We start from the raw sequence: 20,315 nt of genomic DNA, 5'->3' as shown, positions 1-20,315 counted from the left end.
ATGTATCTGTTTCGTCTAGCCATGGCCAGCCTGGCTAACCGCCGCTTTACCGCGATCCTCACCGCCTTCGCCATCGCCCTGTCGGTGTGCCTCCTGCTGGCGGTGGAGCGCGTGCGCGTTGAGGCGCGCAACAGTTTCGCCAGCACCATCAGCGGCACCGACCTGATCGTCGGCGCGCGCTCAGGGTCGGTCAACCTGCTGCTGTACTCGGTGTTTCGCATCGGCAACGCCACCAACAACATTCGTTGGGACAGCTACGAGCACTTCGCCGCCAACCCCCAAGTGAAATGGGCGATCCCGATTTCCCTCGGCGACTCTCATCGCGGCTACCGCGTAATGGGCACCAACGAATCGTACTTCGAGCACTACCAGTACGGGCGCAAACAGAACCTGGAACTGGCCAGCGGCCGCGCCTTCGCCACCGACCCGTTCGAAGTGGTACTCGGCGCCGAAGTCGCCGATGCCCTGCACTACAAGCTCGGCGACAAGCTGGTACTGGCCCACGGCGTGGCGGTGGTCAGCCTGGTCAAGCACGATGACAAACCATTCACCGTGGTCGGCATCCTCAAGCGCACCGGCACGCCGGTGGACCGCACGCTGCATATCAGCCTCGGCGGCATGGAGGCGATTCATATCGACTGGCACAACGGCGTACCGGCCCAGGGCAAAGGCCGCATCAGTGCCGACCAGGCGCGCAACATGGACCTCACCCCGCAAGCCATCACGGCCTTTATGCTCGGCCTGAACAACAAGATCTCCACCTTCGCCCTGCAGCGGGAGATCAACGAGTTCCGTGGCGAGCCGATGCTGGCGATCCTGCCCGGTGTGGCGCTGCAAGAGCTATGGAGCATGATGGGCACCGCCGAAAAGGCCCTGTTCGTGATCTCGCTGTTCGTGGTGCTGACCGGCTTGATCGGCATGCTCACCGCAATCCTCACCAGCCTCAACGAACGCCGCCGCGAAATGGCGATCCTGCGTTCGGTGGGTGCGCGGCCGTGGCATATCGCGACGCTGCTGATCTTCGAAGCCTTCGCCCTGGCCCTGTCTGGCGTGATCGCAGGCGTAGGCTTGCTGTACGTGTGCATCGCCGCATCGCGCGGGTATTTGCAGGCCAATTACGGCCTGGACCTGCCGATGTCGTGGCCCAGCGAATATGAATGGACCTTGCTCGCCGGTATCCTGGCGGCAGCGCTGTTGATGGGCAGCGTGCCCGCCTGGCGCGCCTACCGACAATCCCTGGCCGATGGCCTGTCCATACGTTTATGAGGAAGGCTTCGATGCGTCGCGCTCTGTTTGCGTTATTGCTGCTGGTGACCGTGCCTGCCTGGGCGGAGGACCAGCCCAAGGACCTGTCCTGGCAGGAGATGATCCCGCCGGACGCGCCGCCGGAAATCCCCAACATGAAACCGCTGCACAACCTGTCGAACATGGCCGATGCCTTGTCCGTCGAAGCGGCGCCGGCGGCCAAGCAAGACCTGCCCAACGCGCCGGTAGTGCAGAGCCTTGATGGCCAGCATATTCGCCTGCCGGGGTATATCGTGCCGCTGGAAGTCAGCGAAGAAGGCCGCACCACCGAGTTTTTGCTGGTGCCGTATTTCGGCGCGTGCATCCATGTGCCGCCGCCGCCGTCGAACCAGATCGTGCATGTAAAGAGCGAGGTCGGCGTGAAGCTCGATGAGCTGTATCAGCCGTACTGGATCGAAGGCACGATGCAGGTCAAACCGTCATCCAGTGAGCTTGCAGATGCCGGTTATCAAATGGATGCGCAGAAGATTTACGTATATGAGCTGCAGGAGTAGCGGGTTATTACCGTTTCATTGAGCTGAGTCAACGGCCCAACCGGAACGATCTTTACCATTGGATGTATCTCTTTTAATACACCCTCTGGAGCTCCTATGAACAAGTCTCTGCTCGGCGCGTCCCTCTTCGCGCTCGCCCTCGCCGCCCCTGCCGTCCACGCTCACGAAGCGGGTGACATTCTGATTCGTGCCGGTGCAATCACCGTGAACCCGAAGGCAGACAGCAGCACCGTCAAAGTTGACCAAGGCCCATTGGCCGGTGCCAACCTGGGCGGCAAGGCGACCATGAGCAGCGACACCCAACTGGGTCTGAACTTCGCCTACATGCTGACCAATCACGTCGGTATCGAACTGCTGGCTGCCACACCGTTCGAGCATGACGTGAAGATCAAGGGCACCGCCCTCGGCGCCGCCAACGGCAAGCTCGGTACGCTGAAACACCTGCCGCCAACCCTGAGCGTCGTGTACTACCCACTGGACAACAAATCCCCGTTCCAACCGTACGTAGGCGCCGGTATCAACTACACCTGGATCTACGACGAACACGTCAGCAGCCGCGCCTCCGAAGCCGGTTTCAGCAACTTCAAGGCCGAGAACTCCTGGGGCTGGGCTGCGCAGATCGGCGCGGACTACATGATCAACGACAAGTGGATGATCAACGCCCAGGCGCGCTACATCGACATCAGCACCAAGGCTACCGTGGAAAACAATGCCGTAGCGCCGGGCACCCGTGCCAAGGTCAATGTGGACGTGGACCCGATGGTTTACATGGTGGGTATCGGTTACAAGTTCTAAGCAACACTGCATAACCCATGTGGGAGGGGGCTTGCTCCCGATAGCGGTGGATCAGTCATGAACCTGTTGACTGACACGCTGCTATCGGGAGCAAGCCCCCTCCCACATTTACTTTGTGTTGTGTCAGCCGTGGCGATAGAACCGGTCAAGCAACGCCGGTAGCCCTGCGCGCCACGCCCGAGGCTTGATGCCGAAGGTGTGGAGGATTTTCTTGCAGGCCAGCACCGCATGCTGCGGTTCGTCTGCCGCATCCGGCCGTGCCGCGTGGGCCTGGGCGGTAGGGGCTTCAATGGCCAGCGGGTGAAAGGTGCGCGCCTCGGTGAGGATCGCCTGGCCCAGCGCCAGCGGCGTGGTCGCCTCATGCCCGGCATAGTGGTAAGTGCCCCACAGCGGCGCCGCGCAATCAAGTTGCTTGAGCACCGAGATAATCACCCGCGCCGCATCGTCCACCGGCGTCGGGTTGCCGCGACGATCGTCCGCCATCAACAATTCATCCGGTTTTTCCGCCCGGGCCAGGAAGCGCCCGAGGGTGCCGTCGACGCTGTCATCCAGCAGCCAGCCAAAACGTAACAGCACATGCTGCGGGCAAGTGGCGCGCACGCTTTGCTCGATACGCCACAACGCCTGGCCACGCAGGCCCAGGGGCACCGGCTCGTCCTTTTCGCTGTAGGCGGTGGCGCGGGAGCCATCGAATACGCGGTAGCTGGACGGTTGCAGCAAGGTAATGTTGTGGTGCTGACACAGTTCGGCCAGGCGTTCGATGGCGAATTCCTGGGCGGCCAGGCGGGTCTCGCTGACGGCTTCGGCCTGGAACCAGTCGAAGTAGTAGGCGAGGTTGATCAACGCATCGGGACGGGTGTCGTCGAGCAATTGGGTGAGGCTCGCGGCATCCCAGCCGTCTTTGGGCGGTTTGGGGGCGAGGAAACCGATGTCTTCCTCTGCACCGAGGCGAATCAGCGCCTGCCCGAGGGCATTCCCGCCGCCCAGTAACATAAGGCGCATTCGCATAGATTGAGCAGGCCCGGTCTGTTTGGAACGATGGTTATTGTCGGCAGGCGGGTGAGGCATGCCGTAGGGTTATTCCAGAATCGTTGCATTTTGCGGGTTTGTAGCGCAACCGTCACGGATAAAGTGCGGGGTTGCAACTTGTTGGAGTGGGCTGCATAACTTAGGCATGAACCTTCCTGAATCAACCGACACGGTATTGAACGGCTTTCACCCCGCCGTCAGCACCTGGTTCCGTCACACCTTCCCCTCGGTGACCAGCGCCCAGGCCCAGGCGTGGCCGTTGATCCGCCAACGCCGTTCAACGCTGATCGCGGCGCCCACCGGCTCCGGCAAGACGCTGACGGCGTTCCTCGCGGTGCTGGATGACCTGGTTCACCAGGGCTTGGCCAATGGCGGGCAACTGCCGGACGAGACGCTGGTGGTGTATGTGTCGCCGCTCAAGGCGCTGTCCAACGACATCCAGATCAACCTGCAAACCCCGCTGGCCGGGATCACCGAGCATTTGCAGCGCCTGGGCCTGCCGCCGCTGGTGATTCGCACCGCCGTACGCACCGGCGACACCCCGCAGAAAGACCGCGCACAGATGCGCAAGCGCCCGCCGCACATCCTGGTGACCACGCCGGAATCGCTCTACGTGCTGCTGGGCTCGGACTCCGGTCGGCAAATGCTGGGCAGCACGCGCACGGTGATCGTCGATGAAATCCATGCCATCGCCGCCAGCAAGCGCGGCAGCCACCTGGCCTTGAGCCTGGAGCGCCTGCAAGGCTTGTGCGCCGAGCCACTGACCCGCATCGGTTTGTCGGCCACGCAAAAACCTGTCGAAGCGGTGTCGCGCTTTCTGGTGGGTACCGACCGGGCGTGCGACATCGTCGACATCGGCCATGCCCGTGCCCGCGACCTGGATATCGAAGTGCCGCCGGTGCCGCTGTCGGCGGTGATGGCCAACGATGTCTGGGAGTTGGTCTACGACCGTCTCGCCGCCCTTGCCCGTGAGCATCGCACCACGCTGATCTTCGTCAACACCCGGCGCCTGGCCGAACGCCTGGCCCGGCATTTGAGCGAGCGCCTGGGCAAGAGCGCCGTCGCTGCCCACCACGGCAGCCTGGCCAAGGAAATGCGCCTGGACGCCGAGCAACGCCTCAAGGCCGGCGAGCTGCAAGTGCTGATCGCCACCGCGTCCCTGGAACTGGGGATTGATATCGGCGATGTCGACCTGGTGTGCCAGATCGCTTCGCCAGGCTCCATCAACGGTTTTCTGCAGCGGGTGGGCCGCTCCGGGCACCAGGTCGGCGGCACGCCCAAGGGACGCCTGTTTGCCACGACCCGCGACGATTTGATCGAATGCGCCGCCCTGCTCGATTGTGTACGCCGGGGCGAGTTGGACACCTTGCAGGTCCCGGTGGCGCCGCTGGACGTGCTGGCCCAGCAGATCATCGCCGAGGTCAGTGCCCAGGAGTGGCCGGAACAGGCCCTGCTCGACCTGATCCACCGCGCCGCGCCCTATGCCACCCTGGATGAACGCCACTACCAGGCGCTGCTGCAGATGCTCGCCGACGGTTACAACGGCCGCCAGGGCATCCGCAGCGCGTACCTGCACCGCGACGCCCTGACCCGCACCCTGCGCGGTCGCCGTGGCGCCAAGCTGACCGCAGTGACCAGCGGCGGCACCATCCCCGACAACGCCGACTACAGCGTGTTGCTGGAGCCCCAGGGCCTGAATATCGGCAGCGTCAACGAAGACTTCGCGGTGGAAAGTATCGCCGGGGACATCTTCCAGCTCGGTAATACGTCCTACAGGATCTTGCGGGTCGAAGCCGGCAAAGTGCGGGTCGAAGACGCTCACGGCCAACCGCCGACCATTCCGTTCTGGCTCGGTGAAGCGCCGGGGCGCAGCAATGAGTTATCCGCCGCGGTCGCACGTTTGCAGGGGCAACTCGACAGCCTGCTCAGCGCCAGCCCCGGCGACCTGCAACCGGCGCATGACTGGCTTACCGGCACCCTCGGCCTGAACCGCGCCAGCGCCGAACAGCTCCTCGATTACCTGGCCCGCGCGCGCTTGGCACTCGGCGCGTTGCCGTCCCAGGACACGTTGATCATGGAGCGGTTTTTCGACGATTCCGGCGGTACCCAACTGATCATCCACACGCCGTTCGGCAGCCGCGTCAACCGGGCCTGGGGCCTGGCCTTGCGCAAGCGTTTTTGCCGCACCTTCAACTTTGAGCTGCAAGCGGCGGCCAGTGAAAATGCGATCGTGCTGTCGCTGTCCACCAGCCACAGTTTCGAGCTCGATGAGGTATGGCGTTACCTCAACAGCAACAGTGCCGAACACCTGCTGATCCAGGCCGTACTGGATGCACCGCTGTTCGGTGTGCGCTGGCGCTGGAACGCGGGCGTGGCCCTGGCGCTGCCGCGCTTTACCGCTGGGCGCAAAGTGGCGCCGCAGATCCAGCGCATGAAGAGCGAAGACCTGATCGCCAGCGTGTTCCCCGACCAGATCGCCTGCCTGGAAAACCTCGCCGGCGAACGCGAAGTGCCCGAGCACCCGCTGGTGGAGCAAACCCTCGACGACTGCCTGCACGAAGCCATGGACAGCGACGCCTGGCTTGCCTTGCTGCGGCGCATGGAGCGCGGCGAAGTGCGGTTGATCAGCCGCGACCTGCCGGCGCCCTCGCCCATGGCTGCCGAAATCCTCAGCGCGCGCCCCTACACCTTTCTCGACGATGCACCGCTGGAAGAACGCCGCACCCAGGCCGTGCTCAACCGCCGTTGGAGCGACCCGCAGAGCACCGACGACCTCGGCGCACTGGACGCGGACGCCATCGCCGGCGTGTGCGAAGAGGCCTGGCCGGCGCCCCATGGCGTGGATGAAATGCATGAGGCATTGATGAGCCTGGCGTGCATCGCCAGCAACGAGGTCACCCCGCAATGGGCCGAGTGGTTGCAGGCCCTGGCTAAAGGTGGCCGCGCCTATCAATTGCCCAACGGCCTGTGGGTCGCAGTGGAACGCCTGGGGTGTTTGCAGGCGATCTATCCCCACAATTTGCCACTGCTCCCCGGCTTCGATGAGCCCTGGAGCTTTGACGACGCGCTGGTGGAACTGCTGCGCGCGCGCCTCGGTGGCTTCGGCCCGCAGCGCCTGATCGAGATCGCTGCGCCACTGGCCTTGCCGCTGGGCGATATCACCCAGGCGCTGGCCCGCCTGGAGCAGGAAGGCTACGTGCTGCGCGGTCGCTTCAGCCCCGGCGCACTCGAGGAACAATGGTGCGAACGGCATCTGCTCGCGCGCATTCACCGCTACACGGTCAAGCGCCTGCGCCGGGAAATCGAGCCGGTGGCGCTGCAGGATTTCATGCGCTTCCTGTTCGATTGGCAGCACCTGTCCGAGAGCACGCACGGCCAGGGCAGCGCCGTGTTGCCGCAGATTGTCGGCCAGTTCGAAGGGTACGCCGCCGCCACGTCGGCCTGGGACAGTGACCTGCTCAGTGCACGGATCAAGGGTTACTCATCGACCTGGCTCGACGACCTGTGCCGCAGCGGCAAGCTGGTATGGACGCGCTTGAGCAACAAAGCCGGCGCCATCGCCCTACGCAGCACGCCGGTGGTGCTGTTGCCGCGCAGCCAGGTGGCATTGTGGAGCGGGCTGACCGAACCCACCGACAGCACGACCCTGTCGCTCAAGGCGCAAAAGGTCCACCTGGCCCTGCGTGAACACGGCGCGCTGTTTTTCGATGAGCTCGTGCACGAAGCCCATCTGCTGCGCAGCGAACTGGAAACCGCCTTGCAGGAACTGGTCGGCGCTGGCCTGGTGAATGCCGACAGCTTTGCCGGGTTGCGTGCCCTGACCACCCCGGCCAGCAAGCGCCAGGCGCGCAGCAGTCGGCGCGGGCGTGGGGCGTTTATCGGCGGCATGGACGATGCCGGGCGCTGGGCGCTGATTCGCCGCCCATCAACCGCCGCCGGCCCGCACTCGGCCGAAACCCTGGAACATGTGGCGATGACCTTGCTGCGCCGTTATGGCGTGGTGTTCTGGCGCTTGCTGGAGCGCGAGGCGGATTGGTTGCCGAGTTGGCGCGAATTGCTGCGTACGTTCCATCGGCTGGAGGCGCGGGGTGAGATTCGTGGCGGGCGGTTTGTCAGCGGGCTGGCGGGTGAGCAGTTTGCCTTGCCCGAAGCGATCCCGTTGCTGCGCGAAGTGCGGCGCAGGCCTCATGACGGGAGTTTGATTGCGGTGTGCGGGGCTGACCCGCTGAACCTGGTGGGCACACTGTTGCCGGGCAGCAAGGTGCCGGCGGTGAGTGGGAATCGAATTGTGTATCGGGATGGGTTGCCGGCGGCGGTGATGGTCGCCGGCAAGCAGCAGATACTGCTGGATGTGGATCAGCAGGCGGTGCAGGAGAAGTTGATCAGGCACTGAATTTGAAGGCCTCATTGAGTCCTGGGCTGCTCCGTCAACACCACCGACGCCGGCATCTCTTCATCCGGCTCATCCACCTGGGTTGTGCGCTTTGGCAGCAAAACCTGCTGTGGATAAGTCTGCGCGAAGTGCACCTCATCACAGTTATCCACAAGCTTTTTCAAACGCTGGTTAAACGCACGGCTCACCGCATATTGCCCGCCGGACACGGTACGGAACTGCGCCGTGAGCACCACGCCATTAAGGTCCATCTTGTCGACGCCAAACACCTCCAGCGGCCCTTGCAGGTTGTACTTGAGGAACACATCGTCGCGAATCGACTGCCCGGCCTCGCGGATCAGCTCCACGGCCTTGTCCACATCGGTGTCGTAGGTGAACTGCACCGAGAAGAACGCATAGGCAAATTGCCGCGACTGGTTGGTGACCGCCTTGATCTGCCCGAACGGCACCGAATGCACAAAGCCTTTGCCGTCACGCAGGCGCAGGGTGCGGATGGTCAGGCCTTCGACGGTGCCGGCGTGGCCGGAGTCGAGCACCACCCAGTCGCCGATGGACAGCGTGTCTTCGATGATGATGAACAGGCCGGTGATCACGTCCTGCACCAGTTGCTGGGAACCAAAACCAATCGCCAGGCCGACCACACCGGCACCCGCCAGCAGCGGCGCGACGTTGATGCCGAGGTTGGCCATGGTGGTGATTGCGCAGATCACCACCAGGATGATTTTGATCGCATTGCGCAGCAGCGGCAGGATGGTTTTCACCCGGGTGCTGGGCTGGCGGCTGGAGCGTTTGTTCACCGGCGGCTTCAGCGCTTCCTGGATCGCCGTGTCGAGCACCACCCAGAACAACCAGGTCATCAGCAGGATCAGGCCGATGCTGCTGAGGGAGTCGCTGATCGCACGGCCCACCGAGTTGCGCTGGGCAAATTCGAACAGCGACACGCCCCAGATCCGCCCGAGAATTTCGATAAAGGCGATGGCCATGACGATGCGCAAGATCGCGTGCAACAGGCTGAGAAAGCGCTCCTTGTAAGCACTGCTGCGTTGGATCGCCACCTGACTGCGGGACTTGAACAAGTGTTGCAGCACCGTGCTGAGAAACACCGTGCCGATCAACAGGATCGTGGTGAACAGCGCGCAGCGCAGGGCTTTCTGGTTGTCGTCACCGGCCCCGATCAGGTTGATCGCCGAGACCAGCACCATCAATAAGATCGGCCAGTACCACAGCCCGGAAAATATTCGCAGCGACTGCTGCAAGGCCGGGTGTTTCAGGCGCTGGGCCAGCGGTCGATTACGGATCAGATGGGCCACCGGACGGCGCAGGCGCACCACCAGCACGCCAAAGATCACTGCCGCGAACAGGCCGGTAAACACTGCGATGCTGCTGGTGATATTGCCGCCGAGCTGGCGCGCGATCTGCGGGCTGGTCAGGGCGTCGCTGAGGGCCGCGAGGAAGCCGATCAGGAACAGCGGCTTGGGGCAGTAGTCGCGAATGATCTGCACCGCCGGCCGCTTGTGGCCGACATTGAACATGACGATGACGCACAGCAGCATGGAGGTGGAAAAGATGCCGCTGCTGGTGGCGTAGGCAAAACACAGCGCCAGCGCACGGCCTATCGAGGCGGGTAAAAAGTGGCTGACGTAGAGTGTCAACGGCAGGCAGATCAGCGCCGGGATCGTGTAGGGCACCACATAACCCAGCACGCCTTGCAGGCGCCCCCGTCGTTCGATGAAAGGACGGCGACTCAGGCGCAGCACGATAAACCGCCCCAGCAGCGTCAACCCCACGAAGGCACCGACCCACACCCCGGACAGCAGCAGGAAGTCGCCGGCTACGCTCCACGGCGAACGCTCCGACGTCTGGTCAACCAACCGGCCGACCTCATCTGCCGCGCGGTCCGCGCGCAGGCGCCAGGCATCAACGAGGTTCTGATTGAGGTCGAGCTTGTTCTGCACATCATCGATGCTGGAACTGATGGCACCGAGCAGTCCGCCCTCCACCAGCAACTCGGGTTTGGCCGGCGCTTCGGCTTCCGGCGCGGTGGCCGCGGCTTGCAGTGCGTCGCTGCCGCAGAAAAGCAGCGCGCCGAGCAGTAATGCAGTCTTGAAATTCAGCAAAACACCGGGCTCCTTCAGAAGGGTCTGTAAGGAACTGACGGGTTTGAGCCTTGATCGTTCACTTCAGGTCGACATTCAGGCTCGGCGCGCCAAACGCCACCAACTGCGCGTTGGAGCCTGCAAAGTAGCCTTTCCAGAAGTCTTCCAACGCTTGAATGGTCTTGCCTGAGCGATAAGCGTGCTTGACATCCTTTGTCACCAGCGCAGCACCGACCACGTAGACGCGTGCGCCCTGCAGATCAGCGAACAGGCCCTTCTCACTCACCCGTTTAAGCTCGCCCTCCGGTTGCAGGTCACGAATCCGGTTGTTGACGTAGAAGCTGCCAAAGTCGCTGTTCTCCAGCATGTCAGAAATCAACAACACCACACGTTCCTGCGCCGGTTGTTGGCCCAAATCCTTGCCGATCTCGCGTAGTGAATGGAAGATCTCACTGCGCGCAATGTCCTCGGAAGCTTCACGTAACGTGGTGACAAACACCTTGCCCAAGGTCTTGTTGAAAAAGCTGCGTTGCTCGGCAAGACAGGTGTCCAAGGTGCGCAGCGATTGCATGCCGACGCGGTCGCGCGCGCTGTCATCGACGCCTCGGTTGAGTTCACCGGCAAACCGCAGTTGCATGAACTGCTCCGGCAAAAACGCCGAAAAGCTATACAGGCGAACCTTGTCGCCCGGCTGGACGAAGCGCTGGATCTGCGCCCAGGTTGCCTTCTGAATGTTCTCGGGCATCGGGATGGTTTGATCAACGATCACCGTCAATTCCCGCCCAACCGCAGCCGGGCGAAATTCACCGACCTTGGCATAGGCGTAACAGTCCGGAATGTCATTGCGCTCGCCTGCCGCCGCCATCAAGGGCGCCAGCAACAGGGCACAGAAAAAACGCGGGATTGTCATTCAGGCACCTGTGGCGTCAAAGTCTTTGAGCAGTTGCTGTTCAGCCCGCAGCGCCAGCACGTCTTCCAATGCATGACCCTTGGCGCGGCTGATCGTCGCCAATTGCTCTTCGCTGTAGGCCGTCAGGTCCTTACTGCGCAGGGCGTCGATACCCGCCGACGGTACCGCAGGTTCCGGGTTGGCCGCCTGGAGTGGAGCGGATGGCTGAATGGGAGCCGCCACCGGCGCCGCCGGCACCACCAAAGGTTTCTCGGGCGTGGCCGGCAATGTCTGTTTGCGCGCCACGAAGGTCTCGAAACTGCGATTGTGAGCACTGGTCAGCGCCGCCTGCTGCTGAGCGTTGGTGGTGGTGCGGCCGGCCAGCTTGAGCTGCAACTTGCTCAATTTGTGATCGGCATGGGAGGCGATTTCCACGCGCTGGCTCTGCATCCAGTTTTCCAGGGCCTCACCGCTGGAAAACTTATGGGTGTGTTCCCAAGCGGTCTTGGACTCAACCCCCGCAAAGCCGAAGATCGAGGCCAGCCAGATGCTGGTGATCTGAATCGCGATGTAGATCACCGACAGCACGATGAAGGTAATCAGTGAGGCTTTGCGAATTGCGTCCATCTTGTCGGTGAGGGTTTGTTTATCCGCTTGATCGTTGAGCTCAGCCGAATCGGCCGGCAATTCGAACGGGCTGGCCGAGTCGTAATTTTGCTGGGCAAACGCATGCGGGCTGCCGACCATCTCGGTCTCGATGCTTTTGAGTTGCATGGTGCGGATGCCGAACGCCGCAACCGCAATAATCGCGATCCAGATTCCCGTGGTCACCATCCAACCATGGCTTGGCGTCACCGTGTGATTGGTATTGATGCGCGCCAGGATACGGTTGTAATCCTTGCCGTCTTTATCGCTGTCGGTGTGTTTGATACCGATGCCAGGCAACTCCTTGAGCTGGTTGGGGCGATCACTTTCGGCGTCGTTTTCCCACCAGTGGCGAGCCTTGCTGATCAAGGCATTCTTGTGAGCGGCGCGGCCGGTCACTTCAGCCAGGATTGCCGAGGCGACGGCCAGCAGGAAGGCGAACAACCAGCCCATCCAGCTTTGGTCGTTGGCCGACAGGTTCTGGTTGATGAACGGCACCAGCACGTAGGCAAAACCCACGGCCTCGAACATGATCAGCATGAAGATCAGGGCAAACACCCAGAACGGCCGCTCACGTCGCCCCCGCTCACCGATGGTGCGCAGGTAGGATTCACTCTTGTTGAAAAAGTCGACGTTTTTCGCGCCAATTTTTTCATAGCGCGAATAGTAGGCGTCACACAGCTCGCTTTCGGATTTAGGCCAACCGTAGGCGTCGAGCATCAGGCTCTGCTTGGACAAACGCGCCACCTTGCCGATCAAGGGCACGCCGTGCCACACGCGCATGATGAAATAACCTACCTTGTCCCAATACGCTTGAATCAGGATGGCCGCCAGCAAGGTGGAAATCACCAGGCCGGTGATTAACTTGTTTGCCCAAAGCAGGGCTGTCAGCGCATTGAAGCTGAACTCTTCCATGGTGTATGTCCTTGAGTCTTACGCGCGAATCGGCACGAAACGGGTGGTGAAAGCTTCATGGCTGCGAGGGTAGAACAACGCACCATCAGTGGCTTCTGAGTTTTTCTTGCTGAACACCACGTCGATACACGACACCGGTGCCTTGGGGTCCTGGGTGAATACCCGATACAGCACCAGGTCCTCACCTTCATAGGTGTTGGCCACGGCTTTGCTTTTGATCGACTTGCGATTGCCTTGGTCGTAGCCCTTGACCACCTCGATGAAGGGTTGGCGATCAACGCTCGCACCGTCGCGCAGGATCGAGACAGGTGACAACGTCACCAAGTGACCATTGACGAGGTTGGCCCACACACGGTTGTTGTAACCCGGCAGGTAGTCGGTAGTCCCTTGGGTATCCAGGGCTTGACCGCTGGCAAGGTTGAACACCTTGCCGCTTTCACGCGGCCGGTCCGCCTCACAACTGCTGGATGGCAAGTCGCTGGCGTGAGCGCTGGCCACCAGGGCAAAACCGGCCTTTTTCGGCGCGATGGCCTGGCCCAGTATCCAGCGGGTGTCGCTGGCAGGGCCTCCACCGAAATCCACCAAGGCAGTACCCACATCGGCGGGTTTGCTCTCGCCGGTGGGTTTCGCGACAACGGTGGGTTTGCTTTTTGCGGGTTTGGCAGCGGTTCGCGCAGGCTCGGTCGAGGTGCCGTGCGCCAGATACTTGGTGTTGTTTTGTTCGGCGTTGACCCGCTTGACCAGCATATTGCGATCAGTGACTTCAACGATTTCAACGCGACGGTTCTTGCCCCGTTGCTGGCTGTCGCTGTTGTCGGCGATGGGTCGGGAAGCTCCCGCCCCTTGGAAAAACATGCGCTGTGCGGAGATGCCTTGTTCGGCGAGGATCGACGCTACGGCACGGGCACGCTGCTCGGACAGCCGTTGATTGGTGGCAGCGCTGCCAGTGGCGTCAGTATGACCCACGACGAGAATGGCAGCCTGGGTATTCTGGCCCTGCTTAGGCGCAAAGGCGGCAGCCAGTTTGCGAACCTGACGCTGACCATTGGCACTCAGTTGTGCACTGCCGGTGGCGAACATGCCTTCATCCTGAACCTGGGCGACGATGCCCGCATCGGCCGGAGCAGGCGCACGGGCGCTGCCGGTGGCCGCGTCCTGGGTCTGCAGGGTTTGCACCTCGATATTCAGGTTCTCTTCCCGGGCAACTCGCTCCAGCTCCTGCAAGCGGTTCTGCCACAAATTGCCCGCTACGCAACCGGCGGCCGCGCCCACGCCGCCACCGACGATGGCTTTTTTCGCATCGCCTGTAATCGCGTACGTCAAGCCAGCACCGAGTAACGCACCACCGGCGCAGCCAATGGCCGTGCCGTAGTTTTTGCCTGCATCGTTGAGCGTCGCACAGCCACTGAGCGCAACAGCTCCGGCAAGCAGGCTGATTTTTCGGGTAAAGGAGGTATTCACTTGATGGGTTCCGGCTTTCATGAATAGAGCCGCCGACCCACTGTTAACGCCAGAAAAGCGTCAACTGCGTCATCCATGAACAGGCCCTGCACAATCGTTGAATGGGGTAGATACGCGGGATTTGATCACGCCACTGATGGCAATTCAATACTATTTGTAACTCTTTATCTCCCCCCAGGAACCGTCTGTAGGGCGCTCGAAACTTTCTCCCGCCACCGGCAGTCAGCCATAAATGAAGCCTTGCCCCACTCTTCACAGGAATAAACATGGCTGCGATCCCCGAATGGGTGCCCATCACCCCTAGCGTCGCCATCACTCGTTTTACGGTGCTGACGGTCAATATCCACAAGGGCTTCACCGCCTTGAACCGGCGTTTCATCCTGCCCGAGCTGCGCGAAGCGGTGCGCAGTGTGGGCGCTGATATGGTGTTTCTGCAGGAAATCCACGGCACCCACGAGCGCCATCCCCAGCGTTACAGTGACTGGCCGAACATGCCGCAGTACGAGTTCCTCGCCGACAGCATCTGGCCGCAGTTCGCCTACGGGCGCAACGCGGTCTACCCCCATGGCGACCACGGCAATGCGTTGCTGTCGAAATTCCAGATCGTGAGTTACGACAACCTCGACATTTCCCAAAGCGGCCATGAAAACCGCGGCCTGCTGCATTGTGTGCTGCGCCTGCCCGGTACCGGGCAGGAGGTGCATGCGATCTGTATCCATCTGGGCTTGCGCGAGGTGCATCGCCAGCAACAATTGCGCTTGTTGGAGCAACGTATCAGCGAGATCCCGGCGGATGCGCCGTTGGTGGTTGCCGGTGATTTCAATGACTGGCGCCAACGCGCCGACCTGAGCCAAAGCGACCTGCAGGAAGTCTTCGTGCACGCCCACGGCAAACCCGCGCGCACCTTCCCGGCCCGCCTGCCGCTGTTGCCGCTGGACCGCATTTATGTGCGCAACTTGAAGATTCATAACCCGCGGGTGCTGACCTCCCGCCCCTGGTCCCATTTGTCAGACCATGTGCCGCTGTCGGTGGAGATCGAGCTATGAACGTTGCGGTCGAGCATATTTCCACCGACCAGCCGCCGGATGATGCCAAGGCTCGTGACCTCGATTACGGCTGGCAGAGCGGCAACCAGATCGAATTGCTGGAGAACGGCGAAGCCTATTTCCCCCAAGTGTTCGACGCGCTGCGCCAGGCCCAGCGCGAGATCCTGTTGGAGACCTTTATCCTTTTCGAGGACAAGGTCGGCCATGAGCTGCAAGGCATCCTGATCGAGGCTGCGCAACGTGGCGTGAAGGTAGTGGTCAGCCTCGACGGTTTTGGTTGCGGCGAGCTGAGCCCGTTGTTCCTGAGCGAACTGGCTGACGCCGGCGTCATGGTGCAAATGTTTGATCCCGCGTCAAAGACTCTGGGGATTCGTACCAACTGGTTTCGGCGCCTGCACCGCAAGATCGTGGTGGTGGACGCCAAGGTGGCGTTTATCGGCGGAATCAATTTTTCTGCCGACCATTTGGGGGATTTTGGCCCAGAAGCCAAACAGGATTACGCGGTGCAGGTGATAGGCCCGGCGGTGGCCGACCTGCATCATTTTGCCCTCGCCCAAAGCGGGCGCCAGGTGCGCACGCGGCGCGGTTGGCGACGGCGCCAGCAACGGCCATCGCCTTGGCCGACCGATACAGGCGACGGCCTGGTGCGCCTGATTTACCGCGACAATCTGCAACACCGCGACGACATTGAAGAGGCGTATATCCATGCCTTGAGCAAAGCCCAACAACGCGCGGTGATTGCCAATGCCTACTTTTTCCCCGGTTACCGCCTGCTGCGCGAGATCCGCAATGCGGCCCGCCGTGGCGTGAAGGTGCAATTGATCATGCAGGGCCAGCCCGATGTGCTGCTGGCCAAGCTGGCCGCGCGCATGCTCTACGACTATCTGCTTAAGGATGGCGTGGTGATTCATGAGTATTGCCAGCGCCCGCTGCACGGCAAGGTCGCGCTGGTGGATGACGAGTGGAGCACCGTGGGTTCGAGCAACCTCGACCCGTTGAGCCTGTCGCTGAACCTGGAGGCCAACGTGCTGATTCGTGACCGGGCGTTCAATCAGCAGCTGTACGAACGTCTGGACGTACTCGCCAAGGAGCATTGCCAGACCATGCCGGAAAACCGCAAGCCGCGCCTGTGGCTATGGCGATTGACCGTCGGTTTCCTGGTGTTCCATGTGATGCGCCACTTCCCCGCGCTGACGGGCTGGTTGCCGGCGCACAAGCCACGGTTGAAACCCTTTGAGGCTCGAACCCATGACATCTGAAGCTAACGGTTCACGCTTCAAGCGCTGGAAGAAACCGCTGACCGTGGCGTTCTTCCTGCTGCTGATCGTGCTGTTCACCCTGCTTGCAAGGCGTATCGACTGGAGCGAAGTATTCCAGACCCTGGGCGATTTCAAGCTGCGCACCCTGCTGATCGCGGGCACGCTGACGTTGTGCAGCTTTATCGTCTACGCCTGCTTCGACTTGATCGGCCGCACCTACATTCGCCAACCGCTGCGCTGGAAGCAGATTCTGCCGGTCGGGATCATCAGCTATGCGTTCAATCTGAACCTGAGTGCCTGGGTCGGCGGGATCGCCATGCGCTATCGGCTGTATTCGCGGCTGGGGGTGAGCACCGGCAATATCGCCAAGATCCTCGGCCTGAGCCTGGCCACCAATTGGTTTGGCTATATGGCCTTGGCCGGGGTGGTGTTCAGCAGCGGCCTGGTGACCATGCCGCCAGGCTGGAAACTGAGCAGCGGCGCCTTGCAGGGAGTTGGCGTGTTGTTGGTCCTGGCCAGCCTGGGTTACCTGGCGGCGTGCCAGTTTTCGAAAAAGCGTGCGTGGTCGATTCGGGGGATCGAGATCAATCTGCCGTCACTGCGCATGGCGTGCCTGCAGTTGGCATTGGGCGCGTTGAACTGGTCGCTGATGGCTGCGGTGATTTTCACATTGTTGCCCGCCAAACTGGACTACCCGCTGGTGCTGGGCGTGCTGCTGATTAGCGCGATCGCCGGTGTTATCACCCATATCCCGGCCGGGCTCGGGGTACTGGAAGCGGTGTTTATCGCCCTGCTGCAACATGAGGCGTCGCGCGGCAGTTTGCTGGCCGGGCTGATCGCCTATAGGGCCATCTACTTTATCCTGCCGCTGCTGATCGCCCTGGTGATGTACCTCGGTGTCGAGGCCAAAGCCAAGGCATTACGGGTGAAGAAAACACCGGCATGATCGCGTTACTGAGATTGGATGATGCTCAACCGCTCGCCCACCACCATCTCGGTGATCCAGTCCACCAGGATCGAGGTGTAAGCCTGCTGGGACACGGGGTCGCTAAGGGAATGGTCGGCACCGTCGATGATGCGGTGAGTCAGGGAATGGGTCTGCTGGCAGGCCGCGCGGTAGCTCATGATGGTGGCGTGGGGCACATGGTCGTCGGTTTCCGATTCGACGATCAGCACATCGCCAGTGAACGCCGAGCAGGCGTGCAAGGCGCGATTGGTCTCGGCGCGCACCAGCGTGCTGCGATAGTCCATCAAGTCCATTTTGTCCAAGTCACGTTTGGGCTTGAGCCATTCATCGTCGCGGTACAGCGCCGGCACACGCAGTGCCAGCCAGCGCACAGGGCGCAACGATGTCAGGATCGCCGCCAGGTAACCCCCGTAGCTGGTGCCCACCACCGCCACCGCCGAGGTGTCGATGGCCGGGTGCGAGAGCAGTCGGTCGTAGGCCGCCAGCAGATCGCGCAGGTTGTCTTCACGGGTGACGCGGGACAGCGGGATACCCGTGCCGGCGTGGCCACGCAGATCGAACGTCAGGCACACACATCCCAGGCCGGCGATACCTTTGGCGCGTTCCAGGTCACGCTCCTGGCTACCGCCCCAACCGTGCACGAATAACACCCCTGGCACCTTCGATTTGGGGCTCAGGAACGTGCCGCTCATCTGTTCGTCGTCGATATCGATCGCAATGCTTTCGCTTCTAGCCGTCATAAGATTCAACCGTCACATACTTGAGAAGAAAGTCGCTGTTTTCGGCCGGGCCTCGGTACACCTCGATGGCATCCGCGGGCAACGCCTGGTCCACGTAGGTTTCTACCGAGGACACATGAATCGCCTTCAGGCCCGGGTGGTTGATAAAACTCTGCAGCGCCGCGACTTCCGCGCTGCTGGCGCCGCCCATGCGCCAGGATTGCTCGAGCACGCCGCTGCGGCGCTGGCCGTCGCTGTCCAGGCCTTGGGCGATGTCGTAGTTGCGCCGGGACGCGTAGAAACCCGGGTAGGCCTCATCGGCGGCCGCGTCGAAGACCTGGGCTTGCTCGATGGCTTGGCGCACGTCGCCGGGCAGCTCGAGCTTGAGCAAATCGTCATAACCGCCAGGCACCACCAGCAGGTTGGAGCCACCGTAGACCTCCTCGCCCTGTCCGTCCTGGGTCAGGTATTGCTCGCCGCAGTAGCTGATGACGTGATCGCCGATAAAACTCTGGCCCACGCTATGGGTGACCACATCGTGCAGGTCTTGTTCCAGCACGACGCCTTCGCTGAACATTCGGACCGCTTCGGGGCGCTCCAGCACAGCCTCGAACTCATCCAGGCTGTGGATAACTTCCTGGCCGCGCCCGGCGCAGGCATGCACCGGTTTCAGGCGGATCGGCCCGTTGTACAGCAGGCGTTCGGCGGCAGGCCGTGCATCCTCCAAGGCAAATACGCTGAGACCCGCCAGCACAACATCGCGTACACGCTCGCAGAATAACGGCGACCAGCCTTCGGGGGCTTTCGCTTCGGGGCATAGCAGCCCATGGCTGATGGCCTTGGTGCAGATAAAGTCGTGATCGACATAACCGCCCCACAGGTCCGCCGGACCGCTGACGTGAAGTTCCCGGGCCTGGGCAGGACCTACCAGAGTCTGCGTGGGCAGCAGGTAAAGTTCACAGCCGGCATGCTTTTGTGGGTCATAACTGCCGCCGAATTTGAGCCTCAGTATCTGCGCCAGCCATCGGGCCAACGCGCGGTTGGTTTCGACTTCATGCTGGGGCGCGCCCGCTCGCGTGGAGTGAGCGACGATCCATTTTTTGCGTTGAATCGGGGTCATGCGTCCCCCTTGGCCATCCCGCCATGTGTGTGGCGGGAAGGCTGCAGGTATCACGCCAAGGTTGTTTCAAAGAGGATGCTTTTAAAATCAAGCCGTTGTCGAAAAAACGATGGCAGTTGGCCTGCCTGATTCTGCACGACGACACCTTGAACGTACGGTGTTCTGCACGATTCACACGCCAAACCGGCTGCGATAGTCACTGGGGGCCAATCCGGTAATCTTTTTGAAAATGGCGCGAAAAGCGCTGGGGTCCTGGTAGCCCACGGTCCAGGCAATATGGTCGATGGTGCCGTTGGTAAACTCCAGCATCTGCCGCGCCTTGCCCACGCGCAGGTGCTGGCAGTATTCAGTGGGTTTCAAGCCGGTAGCATTGCGGAAGCGTCGCAGGAAGGTGCGCTCCTCCAGCCCCGCCTCTTGCGCCATGCTGGCGACGGACACGTCCACCGCGCCACTAGCTTGCAACCCATGCTGAACCTTGAGGATGGCCGCGTCGCCATGGCTGAGGATCGGCGCGAAGTTACTGCCGCATTGGCTGGCACTGTCGCTGTGCTCGATCACCAGGAAACGCGCGGTATCGGCGGCGACGCTCGGGCCCATCAGGCGGTCGACGAGGCGCAGGCCCAGCTCGGACCAGGCCATCAGCCCGGCCGTCGTGATCAGATCGCCGTCATCGACGATGGGTTTATCCGCTTCCAGGCGCACGGCCGGGTAACGCGCGGCAAAGGACTTTGCGGAAGACCAATGGGTGGTGGCGCTGCGCCCATCCAGCAGCCCACTGCGCGCCAGCAGGATCGAGCCAATGCACACGCCCCCGAGTACGGTGCCCGCCGCGTGTTGCTGGCGAATCCACTCCAGCAACGCAGGGGGCGCCTGTTCTTCGGTGAATTCACCAATCGACGGTGGCACCAGCACGGCCATCATCGGTTGGTCAGGGCCGGAGTGGCTGGCGAATCCCCTTGTCGGCTTGCCACTGGCGTCCACCTGCCAATGGCTGACCCGCAACAACGGCAACTGCGCAGACTTATGCTCAGCGGCGATCCGGTTGGCGACGCCGAACAGGTCGGTCAAACCATGCACGGCAGCCAGTTGCGCCCCCTGATAAATCAACACGCCCAGTTCAACCACGGCCATTGTCAGTTTTCCCCCTGTTATTGTCGGTGCTGCCAATGCCCGGCGTCGGCG

The 20,315-nt window shown here is 62.0% G+C and carries 15 protein-coding genes; 7 read left to right on the top strand and 8 right to left on the bottom strand.

The annotated features are described in order from the left end of the window. From HCF10_RS26310 to HCF10_RS26300, 3 genes are all read left to right on the top strand, one after another. Positions 1-1,266, top strand: coding sequence for an ABC transporter permease (locus HCF10_RS26310; RefSeq protein WP_092358194.1), 1,266 nt, complete (start codon positions 1-3; stop codon positions 1,264-1,266). An 11-nt stretch (positions 1,267-1,277) separates the two neighbouring features. Beyond that, positions 1,278-1,799: a DUF3299 domain-containing protein gene (locus HCF10_RS26305; RefSeq protein WP_131700323.1), complete on the top strand. Its 522-nt coding sequence runs from the start codon at positions 1,278-1,280 to the stop codon at positions 1,797-1,799. A gap of 96 nt (positions 1,800-1,895) precedes the next feature. Further along, positions 1,896-2,594, top strand: coding sequence for an OmpW/AlkL family protein (locus HCF10_RS26300; protein ID WP_167656710.1), 699 nt, complete (start codon positions 1,896-1,898; stop codon positions 2,592-2,594). 123 nt (positions 2,595-2,717) lie between these two features. Here the strand turns inward: HCF10_RS26300 and HCF10_RS26295 are convergent, their stop codons facing one another. Continuing rightward, the gene (locus HCF10_RS26295) at positions 2,718-3,602 is read right to left on the bottom strand and encodes a sugar nucleotide-binding protein (protein ID WP_131700325.1); all 885 of its coding nucleotides are present in this window, start codon (positions 3,600-3,602) and stop codon (positions 2,718-2,720) included. A gap of 166 nt (positions 3,603-3,768) precedes the next feature. On the opposite strand from HCF10_RS26295, the gene HCF10_RS26290 reads away from it, so the two are divergent. Continuing rightward, positions 3,769-8,016, top strand: coding sequence for a DEAD/DEAH box helicase (locus HCF10_RS26290; RefSeq protein ID WP_167656709.1), 4,248 nt, complete (start codon positions 3,769-3,771; stop codon positions 8,014-8,016). A gap of 11 nt (positions 8,017-8,027) precedes the next feature. Here HCF10_RS26290 and HCF10_RS26285 read toward each other — a convergent pair whose 3' ends face one another. The 4 genes from HCF10_RS26285 to HCF10_RS26270 are packed head-to-tail and all read right to left on the bottom strand — an operon-like array spanning position 8,028 to position 14,022. Continuing rightward, complete coding sequence (locus HCF10_RS26285; RefSeq protein WP_167656708.1) at positions 8,028-10,133, bottom strand: mechanosensitive ion channel family protein; 2,106 nt, start codon at positions 10,131-10,133, stop codon at positions 8,028-8,030. Between the two features lie 58 nt (positions 10,134-10,191). Continuing rightward, entirely contained in the window at positions 10,192-11,022 is an 831-nt protein-coding gene (locus HCF10_RS26280; RefSeq protein ID WP_131700328.1) for a hypothetical protein, read from the bottom strand. Continuing rightward, a complete protein-coding gene (locus tag HCF10_RS26275) occupies positions 11,023-12,561 on the bottom strand; it encodes a hypothetical protein (protein ID WP_131700329.1) in 1,539 nt (512 codons plus the stop codon). Positions 12,562-12,579: 18 nt separating this feature from the next. Next, positions 12,580-14,022: an OmpA family protein gene (locus HCF10_RS26270; RefSeq protein WP_205885887.1), complete on the bottom strand. Its 1,443-nt coding sequence runs from the start codon at positions 14,020-14,022 to the stop codon at positions 12,580-12,582. Positions 14,023-14,288: 266 nt separating this feature from the next. Between HCF10_RS26270 and HCF10_RS26265 the strand changes: the two genes are divergently transcribed. Genes HCF10_RS26265 through HCF10_RS26255 form a run of 3 tightly spaced genes read left to right on the top strand, consistent with a single transcriptional unit; the run spans position 14,289 to position 17,273 of the window. Further along, positions 14,289-15,068 (top strand): endonuclease/exonuclease/phosphatase family protein, encoded by a 780-nt coding sequence (locus HCF10_RS26265; RefSeq protein ID WP_167656707.1) that lies wholly within the window; start codon positions 14,289-14,291, stop codon positions 15,066-15,068. Beyond that, the gene (gene clsB, locus HCF10_RS26260; protein WP_167656706.1) at positions 15,065-16,327 is read left to right on the top strand and encodes a cardiolipin synthase ClsB; all 1,263 of its coding nucleotides are present in this window, start codon (positions 15,065-15,067) and stop codon (positions 16,325-16,327) included. The genes HCF10_RS26265 and clsB overlap by 4 nt, the downstream gene beginning before the upstream one ends. After that, positions 16,317-17,273, top strand: a complete 957-nt coding sequence (locus HCF10_RS26255) for a lysylphosphatidylglycerol synthase domain-containing protein (protein WP_131700333.1) — start codon at positions 16,317-16,319, stop codon at positions 17,271-17,273. Before clsB ends, HCF10_RS26255 begins: the two co-directional genes overlap by 11 nt. 5 nt (positions 17,274-17,278) lie before the next feature. Here the strand turns inward: HCF10_RS26255 and HCF10_RS26250 are convergent, their stop codons facing one another. The 3 genes from HCF10_RS26250 to HCF10_RS26240 all read right to left on the bottom strand — a co-directional run bounded on the left by HCF10_RS26250 (position 17,279) and on the right by HCF10_RS26240 (position 20,264). After that, complete coding sequence (locus tag HCF10_RS26250; protein WP_131700334.1) at positions 17,279-18,034, bottom strand: alpha/beta hydrolase family protein; 756 nt, start codon at positions 18,032-18,034, stop codon at positions 17,279-17,281. Next, positions 18,024-19,133, bottom strand: coding sequence for a DUF3182 family protein (locus tag HCF10_RS26245; protein WP_167656705.1), 1,110 nt, complete (start codon positions 19,131-19,133; stop codon positions 18,024-18,026). The genes HCF10_RS26250 and HCF10_RS26245 overlap by 11 nt, the downstream gene beginning before the upstream one ends. 171 nt (positions 19,134-19,304) lie before the next feature. Continuing rightward, complete coding sequence (locus HCF10_RS26240; RefSeq protein ID WP_167656704.1) at positions 19,305-20,264, bottom strand: GlxA family transcriptional regulator; 960 nt, start codon at positions 20,262-20,264, stop codon at positions 19,305-19,307. Between the last annotated feature and the right edge of the window lie 51 nt (positions 20,265-20,315).

The organism is Pseudomonas sp. B14(2022) (genome assembly GCF_012030485.1).
Classification (GTDB): Bacteria; Pseudomonadota; Gammaproteobacteria; order Pseudomonadales; family Pseudomonadaceae; genus Aquipseudomonas.
The sequence above is the reverse complement of the archived record's forward strand: the minus strand, read 5'-3'. Positions and strand labels throughout refer to the sequence as shown.